Source organism: Streptomyces gamaensis, from assembly GCF_042656465.1.
Taxonomy (GTDB): domain Bacteria; phylum Actinomycetota; class Actinomycetes; order Streptomycetales; family Streptomycetaceae; genus Streptomyces; species Streptomyces gamaensis.
The window spans coordinates 38,184-50,983 of record NZ_JBHSPB010000019.1 but is presented as its reverse complement, the minus strand read 5'-3'; the positions used below and the strand labels follow the sequence as shown (position 1 = coordinate 50,983).

At 72.5% G+C, this 12,800-nt stretch carries 14 protein-coding genes; 10 read left to right on the top strand and 4 right to left on the bottom strand.

The genetic code is table 11. From position 1 onward, the window contains the following. Positions 1 to 325 precede the first annotated feature (325 nt). Positions 326 to 1,357 carry a hypothetical protein gene (locus ACFP1Z_RS26100; protein ID WP_390319980.1) on the top strand — a complete coding sequence of 344 codons (1,032 nt, stop codon included), beginning with the start codon at positions 326 to 328 and terminating at the stop codon, positions 1,355 to 1,357. Between the two features lie 118 nt (positions 1,358 to 1,475). Here the strand turns inward: ACFP1Z_RS26100 and ACFP1Z_RS26095 are convergent, their stop codons facing one another. Both ACFP1Z_RS26095 and ACFP1Z_RS26090 read right to left on the bottom strand, forming a co-directional pair. Then, the gene (locus ACFP1Z_RS26095; protein ID WP_390319979.1) at positions 1,476 to 2,792 is read right to left on the bottom strand and encodes a D-arabinono-1,4-lactone oxidase; all 1,317 of its coding nucleotides are present in this window, start codon (positions 2,790 to 2,792) and stop codon (positions 1,476 to 1,478) included. Then, entirely contained in the window at positions 2,755 to 4,026 is a 1,272-nt protein-coding gene (locus ACFP1Z_RS26090; RefSeq protein WP_390319977.1) for an MFS transporter, read from the bottom strand. Before ACFP1Z_RS26090 ends, ACFP1Z_RS26095 begins: the two co-directional genes overlap by 38 nt. Before the next feature lie 209 nt (positions 4,027 to 4,235). Here ACFP1Z_RS26090 and ACFP1Z_RS26085 point away from each other — a divergent pair, with 209 nt between their 5' ends. Further along, the gene (locus ACFP1Z_RS26085) at positions 4,236 to 5,399 is read left to right on the top strand and encodes a ferrochelatase (protein ID WP_390319975.1); all 1,164 of its coding nucleotides are present in this window, start codon (positions 4,236 to 4,238) and stop codon (positions 5,397 to 5,399) included. 24 nt (positions 5,400 to 5,423) lie between these two features. After that, a complete protein-coding gene (locus ACFP1Z_RS26080) occupies positions 5,424 to 6,236 on the top strand; it encodes an inositol monophosphatase family protein (protein ID WP_390319973.1) in 813 nt (270 codons plus the stop codon). Between the two features lie 114 nt (positions 6,237 to 6,350). Here ACFP1Z_RS26080 and ACFP1Z_RS26075 read toward each other — a convergent pair whose 3' ends face one another. Next, on the bottom strand, positions 6,351 to 6,518 hold the full coding sequence (locus ACFP1Z_RS26075; RefSeq protein WP_390319971.1) for a hypothetical protein: 168 nt from the start codon (positions 6,516 to 6,518) through the stop codon (positions 6,351 to 6,353). Between the two features lie 321 nt (positions 6,519 to 6,839). On the opposite strand from ACFP1Z_RS26075, the gene ACFP1Z_RS26070 reads away from it, so the two are divergent. The 4 genes from ACFP1Z_RS26070 (at position 6,840) to ACFP1Z_RS26055 (ending at position 10,405) form a co-directional block, all read left to right on the top strand. Then, positions 6,840 to 7,493 carry a response regulator transcription factor gene (locus tag ACFP1Z_RS26070; RefSeq protein WP_390319968.1) on the top strand — a complete coding sequence of 218 codons (654 nt, stop codon included), beginning with the start codon at positions 6,840 to 6,842 and terminating at the stop codon, positions 7,491 to 7,493. Between the two features lie 6 nt (positions 7,494 to 7,499). Beyond that, entirely contained in the window at positions 7,500 to 8,753 is a 1,254-nt protein-coding gene (locus tag ACFP1Z_RS26065) for a sensor histidine kinase (protein WP_390319966.1), read from the top strand. Positions 8,754 to 9,224: 471 nt separating this feature from the next. Then, the gene (locus ACFP1Z_RS26060; RefSeq protein WP_106674973.1) at positions 9,225 to 9,521 is read left to right on the top strand and encodes a DUF4193 domain-containing protein; all 297 of its coding nucleotides are present in this window, start codon (positions 9,225 to 9,227) and stop codon (positions 9,519 to 9,521) included. A gap of 14 nt (positions 9,522 to 9,535) precedes the next feature. Next, positions 9,536 to 10,405 carry a hypothetical protein gene (locus tag ACFP1Z_RS26055; RefSeq protein ID WP_390319965.1) on the top strand — a complete coding sequence of 290 codons (870 nt, stop codon included), beginning with the start codon at positions 9,536 to 9,538 and terminating at the stop codon, positions 10,403 to 10,405. A gap of 17 nt (positions 10,406 to 10,422) precedes the next feature. Here the strand turns inward: ACFP1Z_RS26055 and ACFP1Z_RS26050 are convergent, their stop codons facing one another. Beyond that, on the bottom strand, positions 10,423 to 10,866 hold the full coding sequence (locus tag ACFP1Z_RS26050) for a DUF3093 domain-containing protein (protein ID WP_390319963.1): 444 nt from the start codon (positions 10,864 to 10,866) through the stop codon (positions 10,423 to 10,425). A 59-nt stretch (positions 10,867 to 10,925) separates the two neighbouring features. On the opposite strand from ACFP1Z_RS26050, the gene ACFP1Z_RS26045 reads away from it, so the two are divergent. From ACFP1Z_RS26045 to ACFP1Z_RS26035, 3 genes are read left to right on the top strand one after another with little or no spacing between them, the layout of a single operon-like run. Further along, the gene (locus tag ACFP1Z_RS26045; protein ID WP_390319961.1) at positions 10,926 to 11,510 is read left to right on the top strand and encodes a PaaI family thioesterase; all 585 of its coding nucleotides are present in this window, start codon (positions 10,926 to 10,928) and stop codon (positions 11,508 to 11,510) included. Then, positions 11,507 to 12,007 carry a dUTP diphosphatase gene (dut, locus tag ACFP1Z_RS26040; RefSeq protein WP_390319959.1) on the top strand — a complete coding sequence of 167 codons (501 nt, stop codon included), beginning with the start codon at positions 11,507 to 11,509 and terminating at the stop codon, positions 12,005 to 12,007. The genes ACFP1Z_RS26045 and dut overlap by 4 nt, the downstream gene beginning before the upstream one ends. 1 nt (position 12,008) lies before the next feature. Further along, complete coding sequence (locus ACFP1Z_RS26035; protein ID WP_390319957.1) at positions 12,009 to 12,782, top strand: DUF3710 domain-containing protein; 774 nt, start codon at positions 12,009 to 12,011, stop codon at positions 12,780 to 12,782. The last annotated feature ends 18 nt before the right edge of the window (positions 12,783 to 12,800 follow it).

Genomic DNA, 12,800 nt, shown 5'->3' with positions numbered 1-12,800 from the left:
TTGCCGAGTTGACGGGGCGAGAGCCGCCTCGGCCCCTCCCGTATCGGTCCGGGCAGCCGGACGGGATACCGGGGCCAGGGCTCGCCACAGTACTCCATTCGGGCCACGGGGGGTGGATCGGCACGCCATCGAAGTTCACGCGCAGGGCGGGAGCCGATCTGTCCCGCGATGACCGTTGCCCCGGGCACGGGTGTCGAGGTTCACACAATCACCGCATCCGGAACTGTTCGTGAGGCCCGAATGTCTCTTCTGGTCGTAAGAGGGATTGAAGGCTACACAGAGGCGGGAGATGGACGGCAAAGGCGAAAGTGGGGCAAAAGCCAAGGTGGAACCCAAAGGAAAACGCCTTGAGCTGAGCTTCGCGCAGGTCGCCGGAAGCGCCTTGGCGGCGGTGGTCGCCGCGCTGCTCGCGGGCCAGCTCGGGGTGTACGGCACGGTCGCCGGTGCCGGAGTGGTCAGCATCGTCGCGACCAGCGGCGGCACGATCTTCCAGCACCTGTTCAAGCGCACGGGGGAGCAGCTCCGCGAGGCGACGGCGACGGCGGCGCGGCCGAAGCTGCGTCAGGTGCCGACGCGCGGGGAGGGCGCCGAGGACGAGGCGACGCGGATGCTGCCCGCGGCCGACGCGACTCAGCTGTTGCGTGGAGATACGCATACGCCGGAGCCCGGAGCGCACGCGGGCGCGCACCAGGAGCCGTACGCCGGTGTGTACTCCGAGGAGTACACGGAGGGGACGACCCACGGCACCCGGCTGCGCGGCTGGAGGCGACCGGCTCTCGCGGCCGGTTTCGTCTTCGTCCTGGCGATGGTCGGGGTCACGGCGGTGGAGATGGCCAAGGGCTCCGACGCGTCCGGTACCGGCGGCACCACGTCCGTCGGCCAGATCTTCACCGGCAACAAGGGCGGCGAGGAGAAGAAGAAGGACAACCCCCAGCAGCAGGAGAGCCCGAACCCCGGTCACTCGTCGGGCGGCGGGCACGAGCGCGGCACCGGCGGGGACCGCGGCTCGACGCCGGACCCGGATTCCTCGCAGCCGGCCGGTGGCGGCGCGGGCAAGCCGTCGCCGAACCCGTCGGGTTCCTCGGGGTCCTCGGGGTCCTCGGGCTCTTCCTCCGGCGGGCACACCCCGAAGCCCGACCCCACGCCCCCGCCGACGCAGTCGCCGGACAGCGGCAAGAGCGGTGGTGACAAGGGAGGCGACAAGAGCGGCACGGGCGGTACCGGTTCCACCGGTGGCCAGGGCACCGGCAGCGGCGGTGGCCAGAGCGACAACAAGCCGCCGCAGGGGCGGACCGCTGAGAACACTGCAGCGGGCACCACGGGCTCCGGCTCCGTCACCCAGGGCACGGCCCTGTAACGCCTGCGCAGCACCCCGGCACACCAGGGAGCCGCACATGGGCTGCCCCACAGGGACGAAGGAAACATCCGGACGTCCCCGTGGGGCAGCCCCGTTGCTTGTGCGGTGGAGTGCTGGATCAGTCGCCCAGCACGCGCCGCAGATACGCGTTGCCGAACACGCGGCGCGGATCCAGCCGGTCGCGCAGCGCGACGAAGTCCCCGAGGCGCGGACAGACCTCGGCCAGGGCGGAGGCGTCGAGGCTGTGCAGCTTGCCCCAGTGCGGGCGTCCGCCGTGCGCCGTCATGACGCGTTCGGCGGCGGTGAAGTACGCGCGGTAGGGGGTGCCCCGGTACATGTGTACGGCGATGTAGGCGGTGTCCCGTCCGTACGCGGTGGACAGCGGGATGTCGTCCGCCGGGGCGGTGCGCACCTCCACGGGGAAGGAGACCCTCAGCCGTGACCGTTCGACGGCCGACCGCAGTTCACGCAGTGCCGGGACGGCCGCCTCGCGCGGTAACGCGTACTCCATCTCCAGGAAGCGCACCCGGCGGGTGCTGGTGAAGACCTTGTAGGCGGTGTCGGTATAGCTGCGGGCCGACAGGGCGCGGCCCGCGAGCCGGGCGATGGCGGGGACGGCCGCGGGCACGGCCCGGCCGACCGAACACACGGCCTGGAAGAGGCCGTTGGCGACGAGTTCATCCTCGACCCAGCCGCCGACACGGCCCAGGGGAGCGGCGGGCCCCGCGCTGCGGTTGTTGCGCTTGGTGGTGCAGTTGTCGGTGTGGGGGAACCAGTAGAACTCGAAGTGCTCGTTCTCCGCCACGAGTTGCTCGAACTCCGCCGTGACCCGCGCGAAGGACATGGGCTCCTCCCGGGCCCGCAGCAGGAACACCGGCTCCACCGCGAAGGTGAGCTCGGCGATCACCCCGAGCGCGCCGAGGCCGATCCGGGCGGCGCTGAAGACCTCGGGGTGCTCGGTGGCGGAGCAGTCGAGCACCCCGCCCTCGGCCGTCACCAGGGTGAGGCCGGTGAGCTGGGCGGCGAGCGAGGCCGAGTCACGGCCGGTGCCGTGGGTGCCGGTGCTGACCGCGCCGGAGACGGTCTGCTCCATGATGTCGCCCATGTTGGCCAGCGAGAGCCCGTGCGCGGCCAGTTCCTTGTTGAACACGTGGAGCGGCGTTCCGGCCGCCACGGTCACGGTGCCCGCGGCGCGGTCCACCGCGCGGACGCCGGTGAGGCGTTCGGGCCGGATCAGCAGGCCGTCGGTCGCGGCGGCGGCGGTGAAGGAATGGCCGGTACCGGCCGCCTTGACACGCAGCCCCGCCTCCGCCGCGTCCGCGACCGCCTCCGCCAGCTCCCGGGTGGAGGCGGGGGCCACGGTCCGTTCCGGGTGGACGGTGACATTGCCCGCCCAGTTACGCCACGCACCCCTTGTTGTGGTCATCTCCGTCATACGCGTGAGACCCTCCCCTTGCCTGCGGCACGGAAGGACCGTGCCGCTGCGGCGCCGGCCGGCGCAGCCGGCGGTATCCGAGGAACGCCACCGCCACCGCGAGCACCCCCGCCGCCCCGGACACCGCGTACCCCGCGACCGCCCCGGACGCGTCGACCACCGCGCCGGCGGCCGACGAGCCGAGCGCCACGCCGACCGCGAGCCCGGTACTCGTCCAGGTCATGCCCTCGGTCAACTGTGCGCGCGGTACGTGCTGTTCGACGAGGGCCATCGTCGTCACCATCGTCGGCGCGATCGACAGACCCGCGACAAAGAGCGCAACGGCCAGCAACGGCAGGTTCCCGACCAGTTGGAGGGGGATCATACTCACGGTCATCGCGCACACCCCCACGAGCCAGCGCCGGGCGGGGTCGCCCTTGAGGTGCAGCAGCCCGAAGACCACACCGGCCAGGCACGATCCCAGCGCGTAGGCCGCCAGCACCAGGCTCGCGGCGCTCTTGTGGCCCTGAGCCTCGGCGAAGGCGACCGTCACCACGTCGACCGAGCCGAAGATGGCGCCCGTCGCCGTGAACGTCGCGACCAGCACCCGCAGTCCGCGCGAGCTCAGCGCGGAACCCCCGGAGCCGCCCTCGCGCGGGTGGGGCGCCGGCTCCGTCGCGCGCTGCGCGGTCAGCCAGAAGACGCCGACCGCCAGGAAGCAGGCGGCCAGCAGCGGCCCCGCCTCCGGGAACCACGCCGTGGACAGGCCGATCGACAGGATCGGCCCGAAGATGAAGCACACCTCGTCGACGACGGACTCGAAGGAGTACGCCGTGTGCAGCTTGCGCGGCGAGCCCGCGTGGATCGCCGCCCAGCGGGCCCGCACCATCGACCCCACGCTCGGCACGCAGCCCAGGAACGCCGTGAAGACGAACAACAGCCAGTCCGGCCAACCCTGTTGGGCGCTGATCAGCAGCCCGGCCGCCGCGAGCAGCGCCACGCACGTCGCCGGCCGCATCACCCTGCGCTGCCCGTGCCGGTCGACCATCCGGGAGATCTGCGGGCCGAGCACGGCCGCGGACAGCGCCAGGGTCGCGGACAGGGCCCCCGCCAGCCCGTACCGGCCGGTGAGCTGGGAGACCATCGTGACGATGCCGATGCCCGTCATGGACAGCGGCATCCGGCCGAGCAGGCCGGCTATGGAGAACTCCTTGGTGCCGGGGGCGGTGAAGATCTCGCGGTAGGGACTGGGCAAGGGGGCCGCCAGGAAGTCGGGGGGAGAACGGGGAAGGGAAAGGCGGGGGTGACGCGGGCGGACGGAAGGGGTGAGAGTGAGGATGTCGGTAAGGAACGTAAGTGGCCGATACAGCTTACGGTTGGACGTCTGTGCGCCGCACGGCTATTTCCTGCCGCGCGACGGGGCTGCCCGCCCGGCTGTCACCGGTGGGTGGCAGGATCGGAGCCATGTCGGAACAGCCAGCTCAACACTCCTGCTCGACGGGCGCGATGCCCGCCTCGGCAGCGCCGTACGACGCGCTGCTGCTGCTGTCCTTCGGCGGCCCCGAAGGACCGGACGACGTCGTCCCGTTCCTGGAGAACGTCACGCGCGGCCGAGGCATCCCCCGCGAGCGGCTCAAGGAGGTCGGGCAGCACTACTTCCTCTTCGGCGGCGTCAGCCCGATCAACGAGCAGAACCGGCAGCTGCTGCGCGCCCTGCGCGAGGACTTCGCCGCGCACGGCCTGGACCTGCCGGTCTACTGGGGCAACCGCAACTGGGCGCCCTATCTGACCGACACCCTGCGCCAGGTGGCCGCCGACGGGCACCGCCGCGTGCTGACGCTGGCCACCAGCGCGTACGCCTCCTACTCCGGCTGCCGGCAGTACCGCGAGAACCTCGCGGACGCGCTGGCCGCCCTGCGCGGCGAGGGCATCGAGCCGCCGCGCGTGGACAAGCTCCGCCACTACTTCAACCACCCGGGATTCGTCCGCCCCATGGTCGACGCCACCCTGGCCGCCCTCGGCGAACTCCCCGAGGAGGTACGGGCCGGGGCGCACCTGGCGTTCACCACGCACTCCATCCCCACCGCGGCGGCCGACACCTCCGGCCCGGCCGAGGGCCACGGCGACGGCGGCGCCTACGTCGCCCAGCACCTCGACGTCGCGGCCCTCATCGCGGAGGCCGTGCGCGAGGAGACCGGCACCCCGCACCCCTGGCGGCTGGTGTACCAGTCGCGCAGCGGCGCCCCGCACATCCCCTGGCTCGAACCCGACATCTGTGACCACCTCACGGAGCTGCACGCGGCCGGCGCCCCCGCCGCCGTCATGGTCCCCATCGGCTTCGTCTCGGACCACATGGAGGTCAAGTACGACCTCGACACCGACGCCGCCACCCGGGCCGCCGAACTCGGCCTGCCCGTCACCCGCGCCGCCACCGTCGGCGCCGACCCGCGCTTCGCCGCCGCCGTCCGCGAGCTCGTGCTGGAGCGCGCCGCCACCGAACGCGGCGAGCACCCGCGGCGGTGCGCCCTCGGCACCCTCGGCCCCTCCCACGACCTGTGTCCCGTCGGCTGCTGCCCGGCCAGGGCCCCGCGCCCGGCCGCCGCAGGCGCCGACAGCCCGTACGCGTAACCACCCCATCCCAGAAGGAGCATCGTGCACGACGAGTCCCACGGCCCCCTGAAAGCCGAACTCCTCGCTGTGGCCCTGGAGGCCGCCGAACGCGCCGGAGCGCTGCTGCGTGACGGGAGGCCGGCCGACCTGGGCGTGGCCGCGACCAAGACCAGCTCCATCGACGTCGTCACCGAGATGGACATCGCCGCCGAGAAGCTGATCACCGGCTTCCTCTCCGAGCGCCGCCCGCAGGACGGCCTCCTCGGCGAGGAGGGCGCGAGCACCACGGGCACCACCGGAGTGCGCTGGATCATCGACCCCCTCGACGGCACCGTCAACTACCTCTACGGACTGCCCTCCTGGGCGGTCTCCATCGCCGCCGAGCTCGACGGCGAGGCCATCGTCGGCGTCGTCGCCGCCCCGATGCGCGGCGAGACCTACCGGGCCGTCCTCGGCGAGGGCGCCTTCGCCGGCGACCGGCCGCTGCGCTGCCGCCCCGCACCCGCCATGGACGCCGCCCTCATCGGCACCGGCTTCGGCTACCTCGCCTCGCGGCGCGCCTCCCAGGCCGAGGTGCTGCGCGCCCTGCTGCCGCAGGTCCGCGACATCCGGCGGGCCGGCTCCGCCGCCATCGACCTGTGCGACGTGGCCGGCGGCCGCCTCGACGGCTACTACGAGCGCGGCCTCAACCCGTGGGACTACGCGGCCGGGGTCCTCATCGCCCGCGAGGCCGGCGCGCTCACCGGCGGCCGCCCCGGCATCGAGGCATCCACCGAACTGACCGTGGCCGCCCCGCCCGGCCTCTTCGAACCGCTCCAGGCCCGGCTGGAGGAGCTGGGGGCCTGGAAGGGCTGACCCGCGGGCGCCCGGCCCGGCCCCCGGACCGCACGCCAAGGCGCCCCGCCGCTGTTCCGTCAGCGGCGGGGCGCCTCGTGCGCGTGGATCGGACTCTCGCGGCCGTCCGGCCGCCTACGCGGCGTTGACCTCGACCCCGTGCTCGGCGGCCAGCCGGTGCAGATCCTCCAGCGCCGCCTGCTCGACCTCGGCCAGGAATTCATCGCCCGACCGGCGAGCCGCGTCCAGATCGGACCGGGTGCTCGCTATGCGCTGCAGAATGCCGGCGGTAAACGCGTCCATGGTGCTGCGCCCCCTCGTCGTGGGTTCGTTGGCGGGTGGTGCCTGGGGGTCTCCCGGCCGGGGGCCGGAAGCGGAGCGATCGGCTTCCCCTCGCGGCCAGTGGATACGGTGGACCGCCACAAGGTGTGATCGCGGGTGTGCAGTCGTCTTCCCCACCGCTACCGACGCGGAAACCTGCGCCCCGCTTCGAATCCGCCACTCCTCTTCCACCCCCTGTCGCCCCCTTACGGCCGGTTTACCGAGAACCGAGGCAGGATGGAGGGGCCCCTCACCGGGGTCGACCATGCCTGCCCGTCCGGGCCCGAAGGGAAGGAACCACCCGTGCGCGTACTCGTCGTCGAGGACGAGCAACTGCTCGCCGATGCCGTCGCCACCGGACTGCGCCGGGAGGCCATGGCCGTCGACGTCGTGTACGACGGGGCCGCCGCCCTGGAGCGCATCGCCGTCAACGACTACGACGTGATCGTCCTCGACCGCGACCTTCCCGTCGTCCACGGCGACGACGTGTGCCGCAAGGTCGTCGAGCTCGGCATGCCCACCCGCGTCCTGATGCTCACCGCCTCCGGCGACGTCAGCGACCGGGTCGAGGGCCTGGAGATCGGCGCCGACGACTACCTGCCGAAACCGTTCGCGTTCAGCGAGCTGGTCGCGCGGGTACGGGCCCTGGGCCGGCGGACGTCCGTCGCGCTGCCGCCCGTCCTGGAGCGGGCCGGCATCAAGCTGGACCCCAACCGGCGCGAGGTCTTCCGCGACGGCCGCGAGGTGCAGCTGGCGCCGAAGGAGTTCGCGGTGCTGGAGGTGCTCATGCGCAGTGAGGGTGCCGTGGTCTCCGCCGAGCAGCTGCTGGAGAAGGCCTGGGACGAGAACACCGACCCCTTCACCAATGTCGTGCGCGTGACGGTCATGACCCTGCGCCGCAAGCTCGGCGAGCCCCCGGTGATCGTCACCGTGCCCGGCTCGGGATACCGGATCTGACCGTCGATGGCTTCTTCTCCTACGACTCCCGCACCGCCTGCCACTCCGCCCAAGCCGACGTGGGCCCCGCGCCCGCCTGCGGGGCGGCCTTTCCCCTGGCTGCGCCCGACCATCCGGATACGTCTGACCCTGCTGTACGGCGGGATGTTCCTGATGGCAGGCGTGCTGCTGCTGACGATCATCTATCTGCTCGCGGCGCATGCGCTGGACGTGACCAGCACACCGCTCGTGAAGCTGCTGGGTGGCAGTCAGGTCGACGCCAACCGCGCACTCTGCCCGGAATTCACCGGCAATCTCACCTCTGACCAAGCGAACAGGATCCTGGAGATCTGCTCCAGCCGACTGAGGGCAGAGGCTCTCGGCAGCCTGTTGCAACGCTCCCTCTTCGCCCTCCTCGGCCTCGCCGTCATCGCCTTCGCCTTCGGCTACGCCATGGCCGGCCGCGTCCTCTCGCCGCTCGGCAAGATCACGCGTACCGCCCGCCGGGTCGCCGCCACGGACCTGTCGCGGCGCATCGAGCTCGGCGGCCCCGAGGACGAGCTGAAGGAGCTGTCGGACACCTTCGACGAGATGCTGGACCGGCTGGAGCGGGCGTTCACCGCGCAGCAGCGGTTCGTGGCCAACGCCTCGCACGAGCTGCGCACCCCGCTGGCGATCAACCGGACGCTGCTGGAGGTGACGCTCTCCGACCCGGGCGCCTCCCCGGAGGTGCAGCAGCTCGGCAAGACGCTGCTGGCCACCAACGAGCGCAGTGAGCAGCTCGTGGAGGGGCTGCTGCTGCTCGCGCGCAGTGACAACGAGATCGTCGACCGCAAGCCGGTGGATCTCGCCGAGGTGGCCTCGCAGGCCCTGGACCAGACCCGGTCCGAGGCGCAGGCCAAGGGCGTGGAGCTCAGAGGGACCCGGCAGCCGGCGGTGGTCCAGGGCAACGGTGTGCTCCTGGAGCGGATCGCGCTGAATCTGGTGCAGAACGCGGTCCGCTACAACACCGAGGGCGGCTGGGTCGAGGTGACCACCCGGGTCCAGCCGGGCCAGGCGCTGCTGGTCGTGGAGAACACCGGTCCCGTCGTGCCCGCCTACGAGGTGGACAACATCTTCGAGCCGTTCCGGCGGCTGCGTGCCGAGCGCACCGGCAGCGACAAGGGCGTCGGCCTGGGGCTGTCCATCGTCCGCTCGGTGGCGCGGGCGCACGGCGGCCGGATCACGGCGGAGCCGAGGGAGGGCGGCGGTCTGGTCATGCGGGTCGTCCTGCCGACGTGAAGCCGACGGGATGCCGACGGGATGCCGGGGTGACGCCGACGTGACACAGTGGGGTCCGGCCGTCGGGCCCTCCTGTCAGGAGAGGAAATTCGTTCGCTTTGGGCGGAATCGTCCGGGCTCGGAACGGGCCTCGTTCCACCCCGGGCGGTGTGTGATCGCTCACATGCGGCGAGTTCCGGCCATCCACTCTCCGTGATCGGCGTTCGTCCCGGAAGCCCTGGAAAATGGGGGTTTCCGAGGGTCGTGATCACGGGAAGTACACGTGGAGGCGCGTCGGCACGCGGTATCCGGACCGTGTACGGTCCCGTTCGCCATCCAACCCCATCACCTCTTCAGGTGTGCGGTTGGGTGTCGATTGAGTAACAGACCTTGATGTGAGGCAAAATCTCCGCCTCGGGTCGGGCACAAGTCCGGCCTCTCACGCGTTACGTGCGCTGGAGACACCGCAGACACCCAGAGGGGGAGAGCGACATGGCAACGGACTACGACACCCCACGCAAGACCGATGACGACGTCGATTCCGACAGCCTTGAGGAGCTGAAGGCCCGGAGGAACGACAAGTCGGCGTCCAACGTCGACGTCGACGACTTCGAGGCGGCCGAGGGCATGGAGCTGCCCGGCGCCGACCTGTCGAACGAGGAGCTCGCGGTCCGCGTCCTTCCCAAGCAGGCCGACGAGTTCACGTGCATGAGCTGCTTCCTCGTGCACCACCGCAGCCAGCTGGCGCGTGAGAAGAACGGCCAGCCGATCTGCCGCGACTGCGACTGAGGACAGGGTCTGCGATGGCAGGCTCGACCCCGTTCCGGAAGCGGCGCTCCCGCCGGCCCGAGCTGACCACCGGGGCGGACGGGACGGCCGCGCGGCAGGACGACACGGCCTCGGGCGCCACCGACAGCACGGCCGACGCCGTCGAGCGGGGCCGCAGGGCCTCGCTCGCCGCGGCCCTCGGCCGCCGTGGCGCCGCCCGGACGGGGGGAGCCGAGGGCGCGGGCGGCCCGGCCCGGCCGGTCCGCCCGTCGGGCCGGAGGGTGCGGGCGGGCCTGGCCGCCGTGGCCGACCGGATCATCGCGAACGCTCCGCGCATCCCCGTGCGCGACCTGGCCGCGCTGCGCGCGCAGTTCCCGGGCCTGGGCCCGGAGGAGATCGCCGACAAGCTGGTGGCCGGAGCCGCGCACGGCACGTCCACCGTGGGCGCCGGTGTCGGCGCGGCGGCCATGCTGCCGGTGCCGCCCGCGCTGCCCGCCGAGCTGGCGGCGGAGATGATCGGCGTCGCCGCCGTGGAGTTCAAGCTCATCGCCGAGCTGCACGAGGTCTACGGAGTACGCGCCCCCGGGACGCTGCGGCAGCGCACGACCGCCTATCTGGGTGCCTGGGCCGACGAGCGCGGTATCGATGTCGCCGCCCCCTTGAGCATCAACGCCGCGCTCGGGGTCCAGATGCGCCGCGAGCTGCGCCAGCGCGTCCTCAAGCGCACCTTCCGCAAGCTGCCCAGCCTGGCGCCCTTCATGATCGGCGCGGCTGTGGGCGCCGTGATGAACCGCCGCGACACCAAGCGGCTCGCCGACCGCGTCCGTGAGGACCTGCGCGGCAAGCAGGTGCCCTGGGACCGGCTGCCGCCCGCCGGGGACCTGCCGCCCGCCGAGGACCGATAGCGACCGGACAGCCCCGCTCAGGCCCGTACGGCCTGGAGCGCGGCGGCCAGCTTCTCGGGCGTGCGCGTGGAGAGATAGACGTACGGGGTGGGGTCGCCCGGATCCGTGACCTCGATCCGCACCGCCGTGGGCACATAGCCGCGCAGCAGCATGAAGGCCCGGGTGTCCGCCTTGTACGTGCGCCAGGCGCGGGCCTCCTCCGCGCCCAGGACCTCCGGCGTCCCGAGCGCCTCCACCGGGATCCGGGCGTCCCCGGCGACCAGCGCCCCGCCCACGACGCGGATGCGCACCGAGCCGTACGAGCTCACCGCGACCGCCGCCAGCGCCGCGCCGCCGACCAGCCCGGCGAGCATCGGCACCGTCCCCAGCGGCAGCAGGATCAGCGCCAGGGCCACCCCGACGAGAAGCGCGATGAACCACCAGGAACGGGGCGCGGTGAGGCGTTCTTCGTAAGGCTGCATGGGCCCAAGCTTGACACGGGCGGGACCGGGCCCCGCCGTCGCGGGTAAGGTCAGCCCCTGTGAGTGGAAGAACGACAGCCCTGACGCCGCCGCCGGAGGCCGGGCCGCCGGTGCGGCATCCCGACGCACCCGCCCCCGGAGAGCTCATCGGGGCGCACTACGAGTACTGCTTCGGCTGCGGCGGCGGGGTCCCGCACGGACTGCACGTCGAGGCGCGCGCGGGCGAGGGCGTGAGCATCACCGCGGAGTTCCGGGTCAAGGAGGCCCACCAGGGCGCTCCCGGGCTCGCGCACGGCGGGGTGCTGGCGACGGCACTGGACGAGACGCTCGGTTCGCTGGGCTGGATGCTGCGGGTGATCGCGGTGACCGGCCGGCTGGAGACCGACTATCTGCTGCCGGTGCCGGTGGACGCCGTGCTGCACCTGCGGGCCGAGGTCACCGCGGTGCACGGCCGTAAGATCTACTGCACGGCCACGGGCCGGATCGGGGGCCCCGAGGGCCCCGTCGCGGTCCACGCGGAAGCACTGTTCATCGAGGTCAAGGTCGACCACTTCATCGAGAACGGCCGCCCGGCCGAGATCCAGGCCACGCTGGCCAACCCCGACCAGGTCAAGGTCGCGCGAGCTTTTGAGGTGAACCCGTGAGCCGGAGCCCCGTCGATGTACTGATCCAGCGCGTGGACCCGGAGGTGCCGATCCCCTCCTACGGGCACCCGGGCGACGCGGGCTGCGACCTCGTGACCACCGAGGCCGCGGAGCTGGCGCCGGGGGAGCGGATGGTGCTGCCCACGGGGGTGTCCATCGCGCTGCCCGACGGGTATGCGGCCTTCGTGCACCCGCGTTCGGGTCTCGCCGCCAGGTGCGGGGTCTCGATGGTGAATGCCCCGGGGACCATCGATGCCGGGTACCGTGGAGAGATCAAGGTGATTGTGGTCAATCTGGACCCGCGTGAGAGCGTGCGGTTCGAGAGGTTCGACCGCATTGCCCAGTTGGTCGTCCAGCAGGTCGAGAAGGTCCGCTTCCACGAGGTGGCGGAGCTTCCGGGCTCGGCGCGGGGCAATGGGGGCTTCGGCTCCACCGGTGGCCACGCCGCCGTGGGGCATGGATTCGCTTCGGTCGTAGCCGACCGGGAAGGACAGTGACGTGTTCGGTCGTCGCCGCAAGCGCAGCGAGGACGCTGTCGAGCAGCTCGACGGCGTGACCTCCGACAGGCCCGACGAGGGTGCCCTCCCTGAGGAAGAGGCGGAGGGCACGGCGCAGCGCGTCCGGCTGGAGCCGGGGCCGCGCCCCGACGGGCCGTGGGACGTGACCGAGGTCGCCGACCCCGGCGAGGGCCGGGTCGACCTGGGCGGGCTCCATGTGCCCGGGGTCGAGGGCATGGAGCTGCGGGTGGAGGTCGCCGGTGACGCGATCGTCGCCGCGACCGTGGTCCTGCGGGACAGCGCCGTGCAGCTGCAGGCGTTCGCCGCCCCGAAGCGCGAGGGCATCTGGGGCGAGGTCCGGGCCGAGATCGCCTCGGGCATCACCCAGCAGGGCGGGGTCGTCGACGAGGTCGAGGGGCCGCTGGGCTGGGAGCTGCGGGCCCAGGTGCCCGTGGCGCTGCCGGACGGCACGCAGGGCGTGCAGCTCGTGCGCTTCGTCGGCTGTGACGGCCCGCGCTGGTTCCTGCGCGGAGTGATCTCCGGCCAGGGCGCGGTGCAGCCGCAGACCGCCGGGCTGCTGGAGCAGATCTTCCGGGACACGGTCGTCGTGCGTGGCGCCGGTCCGATGGCGCCCCGTGACCCGATCGTGCTCAAGCTCCCCGACGACGCGCAGATGGTCGCCGAGGGCATGCAGCCCGACGCCTCCGAGGGCTCGCGCTTCGCGGGCGGCGTGGAGCGTCTGGAGCGCGGTCCGGAGATCAGCGAGGTCCGCTGACGCGGACAGCCGACACCG

Excerpts from the sequence above, each read along its gene's own strand:
- ACFP1Z_RS26095 (WP_390319979.1), bottom strand. The coding sequence starts at position 2,792 with ATGACGGAGATGACCACAACAAGGGGTGCGTGGCGTAACTGGGCGGGC.
- ACFP1Z_RS26085 (WP_390319975.1), top strand. The coding sequence starts at position 4,236 with ATGTCGGAACAGCCAGCTCAACACTCCTGCTCGACGGGCGCGATGCCC.
- ACFP1Z_RS26075 (WP_390319971.1), bottom strand. The coding sequence starts at position 6,518 with ATGGACGCGTTTACCGCCGGCATTCTGCAGCGCATAGCGAGCACCCGG.
- ACFP1Z_RS26065 (WP_390319966.1), top strand. The coding sequence starts at position 7,500 with ATGGCTTCTTCTCCTACGACTCCCGCACCGCCTGCCACTCCGCCCAAG.
- ACFP1Z_RS26060 (WP_106674973.1), top strand. The coding sequence starts at position 9,225 with ATGGCAACGGACTACGACACCCCACGCAAGACCGATGACGACGTCGAT.
- ACFP1Z_RS26055 (WP_390319965.1), top strand. The coding sequence starts at position 9,536 with ATGGCAGGCTCGACCCCGTTCCGGAAGCGGCGCTCCCGCCGGCCCGAG.
- ACFP1Z_RS26050 (WP_390319963.1), bottom strand. The coding sequence starts at position 10,866 with ATGCAGCCTTACGAAGAACGCCTCACCGCGCCCCGTTCCTGGTGGTTC.